Below are 17843 nucleotides of genomic sequence, written 5' to 3' on the forward strand. Positions count from 1 at the left end.
TTAAAATCGTTGAGCACTGTAAAGTGTGCAATCTATTTTTGATGTTTCACCGCAAATCAGGTCACTGACCAACTCAGCCGTAATAGCTGCCTGTGTGAGCCCATGATGACCATGCCCAAACGCATAAGTCACGCGGTCGCTTTGTTTAGAATGTCCGATCACCGGCAAAGTATCCGGCATAGAAGGCCGATGCCCCATCCAGCGAATGCCGTTTTCACGGTTCAGGCCGGGTAACAAACGAGATGCCTTCTCGGCCATCGCGTCAGCCCGCTTCCAGTTGGCTTCCATCTCCAGTCCGCCAAACTCAACAGCACCGCCAACCCGCAATCCGTGAGAAAGCTGCGTCACTGCAAAGCCAAGTCCTGGCACCATAACAGCATGCTTCAAAGCAACATTCGGCTCGGAAAATGTGGTGTTGTATCCGCGCTCCGTTTCCAGCGGCACCTTGTCTCCCAACTGAGCCGCCAGTGTTTTGGACCAGGCCCCACAGGCAATCACCGCATGATCGCTGAGGATTTGCTCTTCACCTTCCAGATGCAGAACAATGTGATCACCCTGCGGCTGAACATGGGAAACCGAGGACTTGAGGATCTTACCGCCGTTGCGCTCAAAAGCCTCTGCAAGGCTCAGGCACAGGGCATGCGGATCATCAACACTCATCCATCCCGGCACCAGTGCTCCACCAACAACATTTTCAGAAAAATCAGGTTCTAACTCACGGATCTGGTTGCCATTGAGCTCTTCAACCTCAATGCCATGCTCACGTTGCTCCTGCCAGCCCTTACGAACACCCTCAATCTGACTGTGCTCGGTATAAACCTCAAGACAGCCCTTCATAAACACATGATGTCGCGTGCCTGAGGATTGCCACAGCCGTTCCCATGCAGGCAACGAAGCCTTGTTGATCGCAGCTTTGCCAAGAACGCTGTGTTTCAGTTTGTCAGGAAGCGATGCCCGCGAGAACCTCAGCATCCATGGTAGGATCTTGAGTGCATAAGCAGGGCGCACAGAAAGTGGCCCCAGCGGGTCTAACAGCCAGCCGGGTATTTTCCGCCAAATGCCCTTGGATGCCAAAGGCGCAACGTCGGTCCATGCAATGCCAGCCGCGTTGCCACGGCTAGCCATTTCACCCGGACCATTGCGGTCAATCAGAGCAACCTTATGGCCTTCTTGCTGAAGGCGCAGGGCTGTTGCCAATCCAACAACCCCGGCTCCGATTACATGGATGTGTCGCATAGCTCTTTAAGCTCCGGCAGTTCCGGGCGGCATGCAACAGCATCTTCCACCACCTTGATGACACGCGCACGCTCCGCACCGGACAAAGCCAGACGTGGCGCACGAACACGGTCATTAGAGCCGATAGCGACCATCTCTGCCAACTTGATATTTTGGACTAGATTGGTGGAGACATCCAGATCGAGAAGCGGGCGGAACCAACGGTAGATCTCAAGCGCTTCCTGATAACGCCCAGCTTTTGCCAGCTTGTAGATAGCAACAGTTTCGCGTGGGAAAGCCACAACAAGGCCAGCAACCCAGCCATCAACGCCCATCATCAGGCTTTCAAGCGCAAGGTTATCAACGCCGGTCAGCACCTTGAAACGATCGCCAAAGCGGTTGATCACTTCTGTTGCGCGGCGAATGTCATCGGTGGACTCTTTCATCGCCACGATAAGCGGCTCGTCTGCCAGCTCAGCGAACATATCCAATGTCACATCAACACCGTAAGCAACCGGGTTGTTGTAAACCATCACCGGAACACCGCCAGCTTTGGCAACTGCCTTGATATGCACCACAGTCTCATGCGGTGCAGAGCGGTAGGGAACGCCCGGCAGAACCATCAGACCATTTGCACCAGCTGCCGCTGCATCCGCCGCTGCTTTCATCGCGCGGCGTGTGGAGCTTTCGCACACAGTCATGATAACGTGTTTGGACCCACAAACCTTTTTGGCGAGCTTGAGAATTTCGATTTTCTCTTCTGGCTCCAGCGCCATCGCTTCACCAAGAGAACCACAAACAATGATGCCATCGCAGCCAGCGTCCATCTGCAGTTGGAAGCAACGCTCCATCTCTGCAAAATCAAGCTCATCGTTCTCTGTAAACTTTGTTGTGACAGCCGGGTAAACACCAGTCCACATTTTGATTATCCTCACCTGTGATATATTACAGGCAATATGACCTTCAATCCTTCAAAGGTCAATACTGTGATATATCTGAAAACAAATAAATCCAGCACCACAGTGGAAAAGCAATAAATTCAGCAAGTTAATAACGCTGCGGAAAGTGTGTAACCGGCAATCCGACACCTCCCGCAGCTTAATATCACCCAGTTCAGGAGGCCTGAGAACGGGTCCGGGAAACAGCATCATGCCAACCGGAGAGTCGCTTCTCACGCTCGGTCGTGTCCATGTTCGGCTCAAAACGACGGTCCAGATGCCAGCGCTTAGAGAATTCTTCCATGCTCGGCCACACACCCGCTTTCATACCAGCAAGCCACGCAACGCCAAGCGCCGTGGTTTCCTGCACAACAGGGCGATCCACCGGACGGCCAAGAATGTCCGCAAGGAACTGCATGGTCCAGTCAGAAGCAACCATACCGCCATCAACGCGCAGCACGGTATCGCCGTTGAGTGGAGAGCCCATATCGGATGATTTAGAGTTGATCAGATCAACAGTCTGGTAGCCAACACTTTCCAGTGCTGCCCGTGCAATCTCGTCCTGCCCAGTGGAACGGGTCATACCAAAAATAGCCGCGCGTGCTTCTGGGTCCCAGTAAGGAGCACCCAAACCAACAAACGCCGGAACCAGATAAACATGGCTTTCCGGATCTGCATTTTCCGCCATCAACTGCGTCTGCGCAGCAGTCTCGATAATCTTCAGCCCATCACGCAGCCACTGCACAGCAGCACCGGCAATAAAAATGGAGCCTTCAAGCGCATAGGTCGTTTTGCCGTTAAGGCGATACGCGATCGTGGAGAGCAACCGGTTCTTGGAATAAACCAGCTCTTCACCAGTGTTCAGCAATGCAAAGCAACCAGTGCCATAGGTGGACTTCACCATGCCCTGCTTAAAGCATGCCTGCCCAACCGTTGCCGCTTGCTGGTCGCCAGCCACGCCATAAATCGGCAGCTCGGCACCAAACAAATCAGCTGTGATTGTGCCGAAGTCATCCGCACAGTCTTTCACGTCCGGCAGCAGGCTCTTCGGGATGTTCAGCAGAGCCAGCAGCTCGTCATCCCAACGGTTTTCGCCGATGTTATAGAGAAGAGTACGTGAAGCGTTGGTCGCATCAGTCACATGGGACTTGCCGCCTGTCAAACGCCAGATCAGCCAGGTATCAACGGTACCAAACGCCAGTTCACCAGCTTCTGCCCGCGCACGCACGCCCTCGACATTGTCTAAAATCCAGGCAACCTTGGTGCCGGAGAAATAAGGATCAAGCAGCAAACCAGTCTTGCTGGTGAACAGCTCCTCATGACCCGCCGCTTTCAATGTGCTGCAGAAGGCAGAGGTTCGGCGGTCCTGCCAGACAATCGCGTTATAAACCGGCTCACCGGTCTTGCGGTCCCAGATCAGCGTTGTCTCACGCTGGTTGGTAATGCCTACCCCGATAATCTGCCCTGCAGCAAGGTCAGCGCCAGACAAAGCCTCACGACATGTCTCAACAGTCGTCGACCAGAGGTCTTCAGGATCGTGCTCTACCCAGCCTTCATGCGGAAAGTGCTGCGGAAACTCCCGTTGCCCAACACCCACACTTTCGAAACTGTCATTGAAAACGATCGCACGCGTTGACGTCGTCCCCTGATCAATGGAGAGCACCCACCCTGTCATTTATTCCTCCCGGAAGAGGGTTCCCCTCTTCGAAAATCCAAATTGGCACCAGCTATTTTTCTGAGGCGCCGAAACAATCTACAGCGCGTTCCGCTTGATTACTCACAATCAAGCGATAAGAATTCGCTTAAGCAAACAAATTAGAGCACGGCACGTAAGTGAGAATGCACGTGATGTGCTCTAATGATGAACCTAGAATGTCACGTGCCAAAATACAAAGGTCAACCTTTGCGTATACCATCCCATACAAGGCGCCATGACATAAAACAGGCTCTGCCTTTCACCAGGAAAAACAGAGCCTGAAACTTAACCAGCCATGCGGCTCGCTTCAAAGTAGCTGACAAGGTAATGCTCAAGCACACCTGCAGCTTCCTTCGGCAGATGCAATCCCAGCTTGGAACGCCGCCACAAAACATCATCAGCCGTGACCGCCCATTCCTGCTCAACCAGCCAGTTCACTTCGCAGGCATAAAGATCACCGCCAATATGCGCGCCCATCTCAGCAGTGGTTTTCGCATACCCGAGGATCTTCATGGCATCAGAACCATAAGAGCGCACCAGACGATAAGCATGGTCATGCTCAAGGAACGGATAAGCTGATTTCAAAGAAGCAACCTTCGCACCAAAGTCACCCGGCTCAAAGTCACCACCTGGCAAAACGCTGTCCTTGGTCCAGCTGTTCTTCTTGGCAGCCTGCGGCAGATAATCCACCAGCTTCTCCAACGCATGCTCCGCCAGACGGCGGTATGTGGTGATCTTGCCACCAAATACGCTCAGTAGCGGAGCCTTGCTCTCACCCTCATCCATCTCAAGAACATAATCACGAGTCGCCGCACGCGCTTCGCTCGCACCGTCATCATAAAGAGGACGCACACCGGAATAGGTTCGCACAACCATGTCCGGGGTCACTTCTTTAGAGAAGTACTCACTCACCGCGCTGCACAGATACGCAACTTCATCATCAGAACAGGAAACCCCTGCCGGATCATCCTGATAATCAACATCTGTGGTGCCGATCAGCGTAAAGTCATCCTCATAAGGGATCGCGAAGACAATACGGCCATCCGCATTCTGGAAAATGAAGCTGCGATCATGGCCAAACATCTTCGGTACAATGATATGGCTGCCCTTCACCAGACGCACATTCGCCTGACTGTTCAGCCCAATCGCACCTTTTAGAACGTTAGACACCCAGGGCCCAGCCGCATTCACCAGCGCTTTCGCCTGCACCAGCTCGCTCTTGCCGCTCACGCTATCACGAATTTCAATCTCCCAACCACCAGCGGTGCGGGAGGCGCGGACAACTTCAGTGTTACGACGAATTTCAGCACCACGTGCAGCAGCATCACGCGCGTTCAGCACAACCAGACGCGCATCATTCACCCAGCAATCGGAGTATTCAAAACCGCGCGTGAAAAGAGACTTCAAGCCATCATTAAACGGAGCGCTGTCCAGCGGCACAGTCTTTGTTGCTGGCAAAAGCTTACGACCACCCAGATGGTCATACATGAACAGACCAAGACGCAGGAACCACGCCGGACGCAAGCCTTTATGGTGCGGAAGAATAAAGCGAAGCGGCCAGATGATATGCGGCGCCATATTCAAAAGAACTTCGCGTTCCTTCAAAGCTTCACGAACAAGACGGAACTCATAATATTCCAGATACCGCAATCCGCCATGGATCAGCTTGGTCGAGGCCGAAGAAGTCGCGCTTGCAAAATCAGTCTTTTCCGCCAAAAAAACTGAAAGTCCGCGACCAGAGGCATCCCGAGCAATGCCGCAGCCGTTGATCCCGCCCCCTATGACAAATAGATCATAGCTCTTACTCATGGTCTTGCTCATGACTGGCCCCTCAATGTCACGGTTCTCGCCAGTGAATCCGTGATAGCACGCATATTCATTACGCCGAACCTATTCGAATATTTTCGAAAGTCAACGAAACCTATTATCATATATATGTATTAAAACGAAACTCCCATAAGCAAGCAAAAAAATCGTCTGTTTGGCTTATTTCTCTCGTCAATTTGTTTAACACTGGGCAACAACAAAAAGGCGCGTTCGTGATCAAAACGAACGCGCCTTTTTCATATGAAACCGAAACTGCGTGGTTTCGGTATCTGATTCAATTCAGATTACATCAGCTCTGACCATCCTCTTCCGAGGTATTGTCACCTTCACTGCCCGCAGCCTTGGACCCACGACCTTTCGCTGGCGCAGCTTTCTGCTCAACCTGAGGAACCTCCTCTGGCTTGCTGTCGCCTGCCACATGGTAGGTCACTTGCGGGAATGGAATATCGATGCCGCGCTCGTCAAACACGACCTTCAGATACTCATTATAAGCCCGCCCGATTGCCCACTGGCTGCCCGGCAAGGTCTTAATGCGGGCCCGGATGTTGATGGCAGAGTCACCAAACGCCGTAACACCATGCATTTCCAACTCACCAAGGATCGCAACATTGTGCGGTGTCTCTTCCAACCGGCGGAAGGCTTCCTGCATGGCCTCTTTGGCCACCTCAATATCCGTGTCATATCCAACACCCATAACCGAAACCGCATAAGCAAAGTCGCGGGTGGAGTTAGAAACACTCGTCACAGAAGAGAACGGAATGATGTGTGACGTACCATTGAGATCACGCAGTCTGACACTGCGAATGCTTAAGCGCTCAACGGTGCCACTAATACCGCCAACCTCAACAAAGTCCCCTTCGTTCATTGCATTTTCAAGCTGAATGAAGGCCCCTGTAATCACATCTTGCACCAGCTTTTGCGAGCCAAATGAGACCGCCAGACCAACAACACCAGCACCTGCAATCAGTGGCGCAATCTGAATGCCAAGCTCTGACAGTGCCAGAAGCGTGAACATCACGATCATCAGGATTGAGAGTGCATTGCTGAACAGCTGGAACAGCGTCTTGGTGCGGCTGGACACTGTCTTGCCTTCCCGCTCCAGAATGCGAAGGTCGATCCAGGACATGATCGTCAGCCAGAGAGCAAAGCCGATCAGAATAACAATAACCGCAGACATCAGGGAGTTCGCAAAGGAGATCCCGTCACCCGCCCAGATCCACTGCCAGAAATTGCCAACACCCCAGACTTCCAGAACACCAATGATCACACAAAGACCTACGATAACTCGCAGCACCATGCAGACAGTCGGCAGGAAGGAGTTCAGGCGTTTTTCAAACGTCGGCAACACATGGTCCAGCGCATCGTGAAGGTCGACACCCTTACGAATAACCCGTGTCAGCAACATCATAATGCCCAGCCCGATGAAGATCACAAGCAAGGACATTGCGCTGGTTCTGGCAATATAGTTGATGGCATCAAGCGGCGTACGCAGCCAAGCGACCATGATCGCAAACACATAAAGCAGTGCCAACAGGTGCCAGACAAAGCCCAGCCCTTTGAAGAGCTGAACAGAGAAATTGGCTCCGGTAAAGCTCTCAGCATACTTGCGAATGGCATGGCGCACCCGCAGTCGTGATCGGAAAATAATCGCAACAAGATAGATAAGACAGACCAGCACAACGGTGACACGCACACTGCCCGCCAGCTGCGAAGAAAAGTTCACCCCAACCATAGGCACGGCCAGACGAACACCAAACCCAAGGATGCCGACAATCAGGATCAGATGTCGGGCCCAAAAAACAGCCTCCGGATCTGAGAATGGCAGCAGACGGAAGGAAGGCCTGTGCGGTGCAAATACAAACCGGATCACAACACGCGACATTTCAATCAAGAAGAAGGCATTGATGGCAAACAGCTCAACATTGTTGATGCTCTGCACCGTTGGGTCTGTCGAGAAAATGTAGGCCGATAAATAACCGACACCAGACGCAATACCGACAAAGGCAGCATCAAAGACAGACGTCACCGCCAGCAACCCAACACGGAAGAAAAGGGAATGAGCCTCTGGCCCTTTCTCATGCCGCCGCATGTAGGCTGTTGATGCCTTATGTAAGATAATCAAGACGAGATAAGCAGGCAGCAGCACGCGAATAATGCTGAAAATACCATCCCACAATCGCGAATGGTCCACCTTTGACTGGCCGTCCAGCAAGTCCTCATAACCAGATAGCCCTGAGATGATGAGTGTGCCAAAGTCATAAAAACTGGAAACACCATCCTGCACATAAGTCCCGATCTGCGCCGCAATCGTTGCTTTGGCAGCCGGGCTTGCTGTGCCCGTGGATGCCTCGGAACCAGTCGAGCCATTGGGCTGCTGCTCCTGCAAAATTTTGACAAGCGCCTCACGCCCTTTCGGGTCTTCAAGCACCTTGATCAGGGCTTGCTTGGCTTGCTGCACATCAGCCCCACCCTCAGCAGAAGTGGACGAGTTTTGAGCCTGCGCAGCACTGGCAAAACTGAGAAAGACCGCAGCAAACGCTGCGATTAGAAACCGGAAAAGCATGGATCACCCAGAATGGAAACGAGCAAAATTCAAGCGAACACTATCGCTTTACACCATAAACGAGAAGATCCTGTGAAGACAAACCGACAAAATAACCCTGCGCAATCAGAGTTTTTGACAGATGAAAGCATGCATGGGTTATCTGGCAACCCGCCCAACCATGAATGCAGCAGTCGCCGTTGAAAGGGTCGCAGCAGCGTAAAACCACAATCCCGGCAAAACCTGAGCACTGGCAAGCCCGCTTGTCTTGGCTGCAAAAATCACCAAGGCCACCAGCATCACATCCATCATGGACCACTTCCCAAGATAGCTGAGCGCCCGAAGCCACTTGCTGGATGACCGATGCAATGCGGAAATACCGAGTACGAGAATCTTCAGGGCAGGTAGAAAAACAGAAAACACAAAGACAAGCCCGGCAATTGAAACCTCACCTTCGTCATAGAGCCCACCAATCACCTGCAACAGGCTTGGCGTATCCTCCAAAAAATAAAGGCGCTCCATACTTAAGAGTGGCAATGTCAGCCCCAGACCGAACGAAAACGCGGCAAGTGGAATTAAAAACCCAAGTAAAACAGGCATAAAGGCTCCTGAAGCGTCTTCCCGAAAAGTGGACACTGTTCAGACCTCAGCGCGAGACCTGGACGCAACAGCCTATAAATAAACATTGGTGAAATGAAAGCAACCACGAGGTATCGCACCGCGAACAGGCGCAGTGCGATCAATAAAGGATTATGAAGAGGTTAAGACCAGTTCGGGTTATCAGAGTATCAGGTCATTCCGTCTAAGAACGAGAGACACCCTCAACCTCGGGAAGAATTAGCGACGCGCCATCCGCCCCGCAATGTCGTCCATTCCGTCTTGTTCAATCGCATCCATGGCAGCGCGTTGACGCATTTGGTCACGCTCATCCATCAACTCGATCTTTTTCAACTCGGAAACAGCGTCAGTCAGCTCGTCCTGCGCTTTCTCAAGCTGAGACTTCAATTCCTCAGTCGAGTGCTTCAGGTTATCTCGGCGCTGTGCAGCCGCGCGAGCGAAAGTCGGATACGCAAAATGGCTGATATCATCAATACCAACACGCTTTTGCTCCTGAACAATCTGGTTCTCCAGATCTTCAGCCATTCGATCAAAATCACTCAACATCGTTTCAATCTGAGTCACCTGACGGCGCTTCTCATCAACATTGAACTTCTTAAGCTTCAAAAGGCCTTCACGATTCTTCATACGCAATACTCCCTTTACCGGAGAGTGAGCTTACGCCTGAGTCATTTCCAAAAGATGAGCAAGCTGGAAATATCCCTCTTCAATTGTAGTTTTTTCCCCCTTCATTTGCCCCAAATACGCTTCAAGGGCGTCATTTTTGGCAATTGCCTCATCAACAAGGGGGTCTGCACCTTCTTTATAGGCACCCAGACGGATCAGTTCTTCCATGTCCGCATAAGCAGACATCAACTGCTTGGCACGCCGAAGAATCGGTAAGGCTTCTTCAGGCACGCAACGCGGCATGGTTCGACTGACGGATTTTAGCACGTTAATAGCCGGGTAGCGACCACGCTCTGCAATCCCACGCTCCATAACAATATGCCCATCCAGAATACCGCGAACAGCATCGGCCACAGGCTCATTATGGTTGTCGCCTTCTACCAACACAGTAAAGAGAGCCGTCACTGCGCCTTTGCCAACAGCGCCTGGTCCAGCGCGCTCCAGCAATTTCGGCAATTCAGTAAAGACGGTTGGCGTATACCCTTTAGAGGTCGGTGGCTCACCAACAGAAAGACCAATCTCACGCTGCGCCATGGCAAAGCGCGTAACAGAGTCCATCATACAAAGAACATTCTTGCCCTCATCACGGAAATATTCAGAGAGAGTAAGAGTGAGATAAGCCGCTTCCCGACGCATCAAAACGCTTTCATCAGACGTTGCAACAACAACAACAGATTTCGCCAGCCCCTCTTCGCCCAGATCATCCTCGATGAATTCCTGAACCTCACGTCCACGTTCACCAATAAGACCGATAACAGACACTTCTGTTTCCGCATTACGTGCAAGCATGGACATAAGGACCGATTTACCCACGCCAGACCCGGCAAAAATACCGAGGCGCTGCCCCTGACAACACGTTACAAAACTATTAAGGGATCTCACACCCAAGTCGATCGGGCTCCCAACACGGGCTCGTTCTGCAGCCGGAGGTGGTGAATCACGTAATTTTCTCGGGATCGAACCGAATGGAAGAGGCCCTTTTCCATCGATCGGCTCGCCTAAAGCGTTAACAACACGCCCTAGCCAGGCACTCGATGGATGGACGATACTCTCGCGTGAAATCAGCTTCGCCTTGCTACCATGACGCACACCATCGAGCTCACCAAATGGCATACAAAGCGCTCTTCCGTCTCGAAACCCGACGACTTCAGCTTGAATTGACGCTGCGTTCTCCCCTATTTCTATTAGTAGACGCGCGCCGACGCTCATGGCGTAAACAGGCCCTGCAACTTCAATCAGAAGTCCCTTAACTGCTTCTACTCTCCCGTAAATTTCGGTTGGGAGGCATGATTCGATTTCTGCAAAAAGCGAGTCCAAAACAGATTCCCTATTAATCATTTTCGTCGTTGGTAACCGATCGTTTACGCTTCTGCTTAATGTTATTGGGGAGACTTTGAATGGCGTATAGCCCTTTCAAGGAAACGAAGCGTCTAAACATGGCTTTCAGTAGCACTTGATTCGATTGAAAGCCAACCGGTCTCAAATTGGTGAACAGGAAAGGTTACACCCTTGAATTCTAGGTTGTACCCAGAGAACTGTTCTACGTGAGAGTAAAACGCTTGCGGTAGCGATTCGAGTTCTGTTAACCATAAACTCATTCAATTGAGTCGGGTTTATAGTATTCCTTCGCAACGGTTTGTGTTTTTGGGCCGGCGCGACTGCCCAGGAAAGGCAACACGAGGGGATTAACATGCGTGTATTGTTGATCGAGGACGATAGTGCTACTGCACAAAGCATTGAACTGATGCTCAAATCCGAGAACTTTAATGTCTACACGACAGATCTCGGCGAAGAAGGCATCGACCTCGGCAAACTGTATGATTATGATATTATCATGCTGGATCTGAACCTGCCGGACATGTCCGGTTATGAGGTACTGCGCACACTGCGAGTATCCAAGGTGAAGACACCTATTCTTATTCTGTCCGGTTTGGCTGGCATTGAAGACAAGGTCCGTGGCCTTGGGTTCGGCGCTGACGATTATATGACAAAGCCATTCCACAAGGACGAGCTGATTGCACGTATTCATGCAATTGTGCGTCGTTCTAAAGGTCATGCCCAGTCTGTTATTGTTACCGGCGACCTCACTGTAAACCTCGACACCAAAACTGTCGAAGTTGCAGGTCAGCGCGTACATCTGACTGGTAAAGAATATCAGATGCTAGAGCTTCTTTCCCTTCGTAAGGGCACAACCCTCACTAAGGAAATGTTCCTCAACCACCTCTACGGTGGTATGGACGAACCAGAGCTCAAAATTATCGATGTGTTTATTTGTAAGCTGCGCAAGAAGCTCGCTTCCGCAACAGCTGGCAAAAACTACATCGAAACAGTATGGGGCCGCGGATACGTTCTGCGCGAACCAGAAGAGAAAGCAGCTTAATAGCTTTATCAGCTGACTTTCAAAGAGTTTCAGTAGAAGCCCCCTTACAACCCTGATTGTAAGGGGGTTTTTTATGTGCGCTCCCCTTCGCATTATGCATCGGCAACACTTCCACTGTTTCAAGGAACAAGCCAGATGCAACCGTATGACGAAGGTTTCTACGACAACCAACAGGATGGCTCGCTGGCTTCAGCTAAAGAAATCCTTCCCATCGTCTTCCAACATCTGTCGCCAGAGAGCGTCATAGATTTTGGATGCGGTACCGGCAGCTGGCTTCTGGCAGCTACACAACTCGGTGCAAAAGAAATCCTCGGTTTGGACGGCGCATGGGTACCTCAACCTTCCCTCCGCATACCCTCGGAAAACTTTGTTCAGGTTAATCTGGAAAAGCCGGAGAGCATTCAAACAAAAAGACATTTTGACTTGGCCATGAGCCTTGAAGTGCTTGAACATCTGTCAAGCTCTGCAGCGCATACAGTCCTGGAGAAGATGACTGAAAGCGCAGACAATGTCTTGCTTTCCGTTGCCGTCCCAGAGCAAGGCGGTATCCATCATATCAACGAGCAACGGCAAAGCTATTGGGCGAAACTGATGGAGGAGAAAGAATTCTTCCCGATAGATATTGTCAGACCAGCGATATGGAACAACCCTAATGTGAGCGTCTGGTACAAGCAGAACGTCCTGCTGTACTCCAAAACCAATCATAAAGCGGCACAATCGACTTCCCCGCTCCCCCTCGATATCATTCACCCCGATCTTTACGAGAATACTGTCGCAGACCTAAGAGGCCGTGTAACAAAACTCAGATCAAAGCAGATCAAGAACAGGATCCGCAGAGCACTCGGAATGAAACCAAAACTCCCGCATTAACCCGAAAGAAGACACCTTCTGATTCTTCTGTAACCATCTGAATTCAAAAGCACTTCCTCCTCAAATCGGCCAAAGCTTGCACTTTTGTGAAAGTAAGCGGAGGGTAGGTTCATCAAGCTTGATGACTTCCGAAACACATATGAGGATACGAAGATGCAATCTCTTGCAGACCTGAGATCTATCGGGATCATCACAGCAACCAACGGGCAGTTCCAACTCAATATCCACCCGGAGTACACGCCAGCCCTTCTGCACCTGTCAGACTTTAGCCACGCACTCATCCTGTGGTGGGCAGATCAGGCAGCAACAGCACATGACCGGAGCACTCTGCAGTTCCCAGCTCCATATGCCAAAGCAAGTCATGAGATCGGCACGTTTGCCTCAAGGTCCCCTGCTCGTCCGAACCCAATCGGCCTCTCTTCGGTTTCGCTTCTAAACATGGATGAGCAAAATGGTCTCATCACCGTCCCTTACATTGATGCAGAACCCGGTACACCGCTGCTGGACATAAAGCCCTACTTCCCTGCCTCAGACAGGGTAGAAACCAGTCATGGACCAAACTGGTGCAAACACTGGCCGCAATCCTATGAAGCTTCAGCCGACTTCAACTGGGCAGCTGAGTTCACATAGTAAAGCCAACCGTTAGCCTCTGCGGTCTTCGTGGAGGCTAACTGGTAAAACACCTTCAATAACGCCTAAGTGTATTGCCCATGGCCTGTCTTTGTTGCCATGGTGCGGCCATGAGGCTTTTTATTCTTACATCTATTGTCATGGTCGCATTTGCCGCCAACTCAGTTCTGAATCGTCTGGCATTGGCAGACGGAGAGATTGGCCCATCTGCATTTGCCAGTATTCGCATTGTCGCTGGCGCACTCATGCTTCTGGCACTCATCTTCTTTCGAGGCGGCAACAAGCTGTCATTCTCAAAGCCCAACGTCACAGCAGTCCTTGCGCTGTGTGCCTACATTCTTGGCTTCTCGCATGCTTACATCTCACTTGATGCTGGCTTCGGTGCGCTTTTGCTCTTCGGCGCTGTGCAAATCACCATGTTCATCGGTGCATTCATTCAGCGTGAAAACCTGACACTCCAGAAGTGGATCGGCGCAGCGCTTGCATTCTCTGGCCTCATTTACCTTCTCTCCCCTTCAAACGCAGGCATAGATCCGCTTGGAGCAGGATTGATGACAATTGCCGCCATAGGCTGGGGAATTTATTCCATCATCGGCAGAGGCGCAGCAAACCCGCTCAAAGACACAGGAATGAACTTTCTCTACGGTGTGCCAATCATCTCATTGGCACTGTTTCTGTTTCCGGACACAACCACCATCACAGCTTCAGGCGTTCTCCTCGCCATCATCTCCGGTGCCATAACCTCCGGCCTTGGCTATGCTCTCTGGTACGCAATCATCCCGCAGTTACAGACAAGCACCGCAGCAGTTGCTCAGCTCACCGTGCCAATCATCGCAACAGCCGGTGGAATTGTTTTCCTTGCAGAAGCCATCGATAGCCGCTTCATCATCGCCACCACATTGGTGCTCTGCGGTGTTGGGATTTCCGCCTACCGGAGAAAACCCAACACACCCTGACAATTACTCAGGCCTGTTCTGCTCATCCTCATGGCCAAGCTGCAGCTGGTAAGTTGCGGGGACAAATCGAAAGCCCTCTCCCACGGCTTCAACAAAGCCCATGGCAGGGAACGGCATGTGGTAACCAATAAACGGAATGCGTTCTTCCGCGATCATCCCAAAGATACGCCGACGCGTTTCCGCCGCACGCGCTTTATCGATGTCAAACACGACACGCCAATCAGGATAGGCCAGTGACCATACAAAGTGGTTGGCTGTATCAGCGGTGAGCATCAGCTTGCGTCCATTGGCTTCAACCAAATACGCCATATGCCCCGGTGTATGGCCATAAGCCTCAACGGCAGTGATACCGGGAACAACTTCTCTGCCCGGATCAATAAAATCGAATTTATCTTTCAGAGGCAGCACATTTTCAGCAAAAACGCGAGCGCTTCCATTGGCGGCTGGACCAAGCTTTTCCCAGTAATTGAACTCAATCGGGCTCGTGACATACTTCGCATTTGCAAAAGTCGGGACACCGTTTTGCATCAAACCGCCCGTATGGTCTGCATGCATGTGCGTCAGCACAACCACATCAATATCAGCTGGCCGGATGCCTGCAGTCGCAAGCGCCTTCAGTAAATTCCCACTTTGCGGCTGAGAAAGGACGCCTCGTCCAGTATCAAACAAAACGAGTTTATCGCCTGTATTCACCAGAACCGGTGTGAAGAAGCCTCGGAACTTGTTGGAGGAGATGAAGTGATCCTGGCTCGCTTTTTCAAACACCTCACTCGTCTGCTCCATACCAAACGTATCCTGCGGGTGCTCAGCAATAAAGGTGCCATCGAGCAAAGCGTAGACCTTGAACTCACCAAGCTGAAATTCAGTTGCTGGCGCACGCTGATTGGAGCTTTCTATCGGAGTTTCTGCAGCTGCCTCCAAACTCCGCATCCCTGTGGCAAGCAATCCACCAGCACCCAGAGCAAGGGCACCTCGTCGGCTTAATTTCAAGAAATCACGAGAACTCATCACTCACACTCCATTAGCCTGACACACCACAAACAAAGGTGGTCAACAGTCACAAACTATCGGGAAACTCTAAGTATCGTTTGGAGAAATTTACTCGCATTGAACTTGAATTGCGACTGACGACAACCAGCCAAATAGTAAATCTTCGTTCAATAAAATGAGAGAGTCAGCTCGTACTTCCAAAAAACGGCTCCGATTTTCGGATTAGAATACGCATAAAATAAAAAGTGAGAGTTTGGGGTTTGAATGTATATGAACGCAGCAAAGCCTAAAGAAAAGGCCAGCAAATCTGCTGGCCTGTTTCATTTTTCATCCCTAAAACCGGGAACCACTTGCTAAGGCCTGAATGGTGGGCCGCGTTTTGGAAGGTGTGGTCGAAGGCTTCGCCGTAGAGCGTGAGAAGCTGGAGGAACCAGCCGGGCGGCTTGCAGCCTGCTTTTTGCGGTATACACCACGCAGATTTGGATAGGGCTCAAAGCCATCCGTCAAACCAACCACAGTTTCCGCAGCACCAAGCACGAGGAAACCATCATCCGGCAACTGCCGATAGATGCGGTTGAGCACATCAATCTTCGTTTGCTGATCGAAGTAGATCAGCACGTTACGGCAGAAGACAACGTCAAACTCACCAAGGTGGCTGAAGTTTTCCAGCAGGTTCAGCTTGCGCCACTGCACCATAGCCCGGATTTCCGGAGCCATCTGCCACAGTTCGCCCTGCTGCGAGAAGTACTTCAACAGCATCTGAATAGGCAGACCACGCTGAACCTCGAACTGGCTGTAGATACCAGTACGAGCTTTTTCCAGCACTTCAGTGGAAATGTCAGTTCCCAGAATTTCGAAACGGAATGTACCGATCTTGGCCTTGTCTTCTTTCAGATACATGCTGAGAGAATAAGGCTCCTGACCCGTAGACGCCGCCGCACACCAGATGCGCGCACTCCGGCGTGTTTTGCGTGCCTCAAGCAAATGAGGAAGCATCACATTCCGGAAGTTCTCGAAAGGGCTCTTGTCACGGAAGAAGAATGACTCATTGGTTGTCATAGCTTCAACCACATCATTCTGCATAGACATGGAGCCCGGCTTGCTGATCGCAAGAATAAGCTCACTCAGTCCATTCAGGTTGTGACGTCGAGCAACCGGCATCAGTCGGCTTTCGACCAGATACTGCTTTTCATCGGAAAGAACGAGGCCGCTACGGGATTTCAGAAATTTCTTCAAGAAATCATATTCAGAAGTCATCATCGCGCGGCTCCTTTTAAGATACGCTTGACATGTGCACCAATCTGATCGAGAGGCACGATACCGCTGCAGTTCCCTGTACGGGCAGCAGCACCTGGCATTCCCCAGACAACACTGGAGGCCTCATCCTGCGCGATGACGCTACCGCCTTTACCAGCAATGACATTGACGCCACTTGCGCCATCACTACCCATGCCGGTTAAAACGAGTGCCAAACACGCGGTACCGAAAACTTCGGCTGCACTTTCAAAAAGTGGATCCACAGATGGCTTACAGAAGTTGACGGGAGCTCCGTCTTCGAGCAACGAAACCGCCTGCCCGTTCTGCTTGCCGATTTTCAAATGAATTCCGCCTGGAGCGATATAAACGTGCCCAGGTTTCAATACATCCATGTGCTCAGCTTCTTTTGAAGGAAGCTGAAGTTGTTTATGTAAATGCTCTGCCAGAATCGTCGTGAACGTACGCGGCATATGCTGCGTAATCACAACAGGCACCTTCAGCAAACCATCGCGTGCATCTGTCAGCACACGCTGGAGCGCTTGAGGCCCTCCGGTAGAGCTGCCGATCACAAGAGCCCGCGGCACGACCGAAGAATACGGCTTGAGCGTTATCTCCTGCTTTCCAGCAGCATTTACCCCTGTCCCGCGAGGACGTCGCAACGCGGCGCGCGCTTCAGTTCTCTCAGTAAGGGCATCATTCCGTTTTTTGTGCGGATCATTGACGATCTCAGCACGCATTCTGCGAACAGGTTCTGCTGTGGTTCTGGTCCGCTTAACGCGCTTCCCACCGCGCCCAAGCAACCGCAATTTTTCCAGCAATTCTCTCTGAAACTCAACCGCACCAGCTGTTTGGCCAGTCGTTTCAGGCTTGGCGACATAATCGGTGGCACCAAGAGAAAGAGCCTTCAAACTCACTTCAGCATTCCGGCGCGTCAGCGTGGACGCCATCACAATGATAAGATCGCGTTTTTTCTCAAGAAGTTTAGGAAGAGCTGTCAGGCCATCCATCACGGGCATTTCAACATCCAGCACAACCACATCAGGGTTGCTGCGTTCAATGTCTTTTACAGCCAATTCACCATTACGATGGGTTGCAGCAACTTCCAGCTCAGGATCAGCTTCAATCCACCTGCTGAAAAGCCCACGAATAACAACGGAATCGTCTACGACCATGACCCGGATAGGTGCCATCTGACCAGATCTCTCTGACTTCGGCTCCTCAACTTTTGCATACATGCCCAGCCGGCCCATATCCATTA

General features: G+C 51.4%; 15 protein-coding genes. 4 read left to right on the top strand and 11 right to left on the bottom strand.

The window, feature by feature from the left end; all coding sequences use genetic code 11:
- From DHN43_RS14365 to fliI, 8 genes are all read right to left on the bottom strand, one after another.
- The gene (locus tag DHN43_RS14365; RefSeq protein ID WP_108819066.1) at window positions 1-1236 is read right to left on the bottom strand and encodes an NAD(P)/FAD-dependent oxidoreductase; all 1236 of its coding nucleotides are present in this window, start codon (window positions 1234-1236) and stop codon (window positions 1-3) included.
- Window positions 1218-2135, bottom strand: coding sequence for a dihydrodipicolinate synthase family protein (locus DHN43_RS14370; protein ID WP_108819067.1), 918 nt, complete (start codon window positions 2133-2135; stop codon window positions 1218-1220). The genes DHN43_RS14365 and DHN43_RS14370 overlap by 19 nt, the downstream gene beginning before the upstream one ends.
- Window positions 2136-2328: 193 nt before the next feature.
- Window positions 2329-3828 carry a glycerol kinase GlpK gene (glpK, locus tag DHN43_RS14375; protein WP_108819068.1) on the bottom strand — a complete coding sequence of 500 codons (1500 nt, stop codon included), beginning with the start codon at window positions 3826-3828 and terminating at the stop codon, window positions 2329-2331.
- A 306-nt stretch (window positions 3829-4134) separates the two neighbouring features.
- A complete protein-coding gene (gene glpD, locus DHN43_RS14380; RefSeq protein ID WP_108819254.1) occupies window positions 4135-5658 on the bottom strand; it encodes a glycerol-3-phosphate dehydrogenase in 1524 nt (507 codons plus the stop codon).
- A gap of 307 nt (window positions 5659-5965) precedes the next feature.
- Window positions 5966-8239 carry a mechanosensitive ion channel domain-containing protein gene (locus DHN43_RS14385; protein ID WP_108819069.1) on the bottom strand — a complete coding sequence of 758 codons (2274 nt, stop codon included), beginning with the start codon at window positions 8237-8239 and terminating at the stop codon, window positions 5966-5968.
- A gap of 138 nt (window positions 8240-8377) precedes the next feature.
- Window positions 8378-8818: a paraquat-inducible protein A gene (locus tag DHN43_RS14390; RefSeq protein ID WP_057461949.1), complete on the bottom strand. Its 441-nt coding sequence runs from the start codon at window positions 8816-8818 to the stop codon at window positions 8378-8380.
- Window positions 8819-9055: 237 nt separating this feature from the next.
- Window positions 9056-9463 (bottom strand): flagellar export protein FliJ, encoded by a 408-nt coding sequence (gene fliJ / locus DHN43_RS14395; RefSeq protein ID WP_057461950.1) that lies wholly within the window; start codon window positions 9461-9463, stop codon window positions 9056-9058.
- 30 nt (window positions 9464-9493) lie between these two features.
- Window positions 9494-10819 carry a flagellar protein export ATPase FliI gene (gene fliI, locus DHN43_RS14400; protein WP_063290411.1) on the bottom strand — a complete coding sequence of 442 codons (1326 nt, stop codon included), beginning with the start codon at window positions 10817-10819 and terminating at the stop codon, window positions 9494-9496.
- Between the two features lie 373 nt (window positions 10820-11192).
- Between fliI and ctrA the strand changes: the two genes are divergently transcribed.
- The 4 genes from ctrA (at window position 11193) to DHN43_RS14420 (ending at window position 14338) form a co-directional block, all read left to right on the top strand.
- Window positions 11193-11882 (top strand): response regulator transcription factor CtrA, encoded by a 690-nt coding sequence (gene ctrA / locus DHN43_RS14405; RefSeq protein WP_008551652.1) that lies wholly within the window; start codon window positions 11193-11195, stop codon window positions 11880-11882.
- A 135-nt stretch (window positions 11883-12017) separates the two neighbouring features.
- Window positions 12018-12752 (top strand): class I SAM-dependent methyltransferase, encoded by a 735-nt coding sequence (locus DHN43_RS14410; RefSeq protein WP_108819070.1) that lies wholly within the window; start codon window positions 12018-12020, stop codon window positions 12750-12752.
- 153 nt (window positions 12753-12905) lie between these two features.
- The gene (locus tag DHN43_RS14415) at window positions 12906-13382 is read left to right on the top strand and encodes a TrmO family methyltransferase domain-containing protein (protein ID WP_108819071.1); all 477 of its coding nucleotides are present in this window, start codon (window positions 12906-12908) and stop codon (window positions 13380-13382) included.
- 110 nt (window positions 13383-13492) lie between these two features.
- Window positions 13493-14338, top strand: coding sequence for a DMT family transporter (locus DHN43_RS14420; RefSeq protein ID WP_108819072.1), 846 nt, complete (start codon window positions 13493-13495; stop codon window positions 14336-14338).
- Window positions 14339-14341: 3 nt separating this feature from the next.
- Here DHN43_RS14420 and DHN43_RS14425 read toward each other — a convergent pair whose 3' ends face one another.
- The 3 genes from DHN43_RS14425 to DHN43_RS14435 form a co-directional block, all read right to left on the bottom strand.
- Window positions 14342-15346, bottom strand: a complete 1005-nt coding sequence (locus DHN43_RS14425; protein WP_108819073.1) for an MBL fold metallo-hydrolase — start codon at window positions 15344-15346, stop codon at window positions 14342-14344.
- Window positions 15347-15661: 315 nt separating this feature from the next.
- A complete protein-coding gene (locus tag DHN43_RS14430; RefSeq protein WP_057461954.1) occupies window positions 15662-16588 on the bottom strand; it encodes a CheR family methyltransferase in 927 nt (308 codons plus the stop codon).
- A complete protein-coding gene (locus tag DHN43_RS14435; protein WP_063291548.1) occupies window positions 16585-17841 on the bottom strand; it encodes a protein-glutamate methylesterase/protein-glutamine glutaminase in 1257 nt (418 codons plus the stop codon). Before DHN43_RS14435 ends, DHN43_RS14430 begins: the two co-directional genes overlap by 4 nt.
- Window positions 17842-17843 lie beyond the last annotated feature (2 nt).

The organism is Pseudovibrio sp. Alg231-02 (assembly GCF_900143565.1).
Lineage (GTDB): Bacteria > Pseudomonadota > Alphaproteobacteria > Rhizobiales > Stappiaceae > Pseudovibrio.

Coding starts and splice junctions, on each gene's coding strand:
- DHN43_RS14365 (WP_108819066.1), bottom strand. CDS start 1,236: ATGCGACACATCCATGTAATCGGAGCCGGGGTTGTTGGATTGGCAACA.
- DHN43_RS14370 (WP_108819067.1), bottom strand. CDS start 2,135: ATGTGGACTGGTGTTTACCCGGCTGTCACAACAAAGTTTACAGAGAAC.
- glpK (WP_108819068.1), bottom strand. CDS start 3,828: ATGACAGGGTGGGTGCTCTCCATTGATCAGGGGACGACGTCAACGCGT.
- glpD (WP_108819254.1), bottom strand. CDS start 5,658: ATGAGTAAGAGCTATGATCTATTTGTCATAGGGGGCGGGATCAACGGC.
- DHN43_RS14385 (WP_108819069.1), bottom strand. CDS start 8,239: ATGCTTTTCCGGTTTCTAATCGCAGCGTTTGCTGCGGTCTTTCTCAGT.
- DHN43_RS14390 (WP_057461949.1), bottom strand. CDS start 8,818: ATGCCTGTTTTACTTGGGTTTTTAATTCCACTTGCCGCGTTTTCGTTC.
- fliJ (WP_057461950.1), bottom strand. CDS start 9,463: ATGAAGAATCGTGAAGGCCTTTTGAAGCTTAAGAAGTTCAATGTTGAT.
- ctrA (WP_008551652.1), top strand. CDS start 11,193: ATGCGTGTATTGTTGATCGAGGACGATAGTGCTACTGCACAAAGCATT.
- DHN43_RS14410 (WP_108819070.1), top strand. CDS start 12,018: ATGCAACCGTATGACGAAGGTTTCTACGACAACCAACAGGATGGCTCG.
- DHN43_RS14415 (WP_108819071.1), top strand. CDS start 12,906: ATGCAATCTCTTGCAGACCTGAGATCTATCGGGATCATCACAGCAACC.
- DHN43_RS14420 (WP_108819072.1), top strand. CDS start 13,493: ATGAGGCTTTTTATTCTTACATCTATTGTCATGGTCGCATTTGCCGCC.
- DHN43_RS14425 (WP_108819073.1), bottom strand. CDS start 15,346: ATGAGTTCTCGTGATTTCTTGAAATTAAGCCGACGAGGTGCCCTTGCT.
- DHN43_RS14430 (WP_057461954.1), bottom strand. CDS start 16,588: ATGATGACTTCTGAATATGATTTCTTGAAGAAATTTCTGAAATCCCGT.
- DHN43_RS14435 (WP_063291548.1), bottom strand. CDS start 17,841: ATGGATATGGGCCGGCTGGGCATGTATGCAAAAGTTGAGGAGCCGAAG.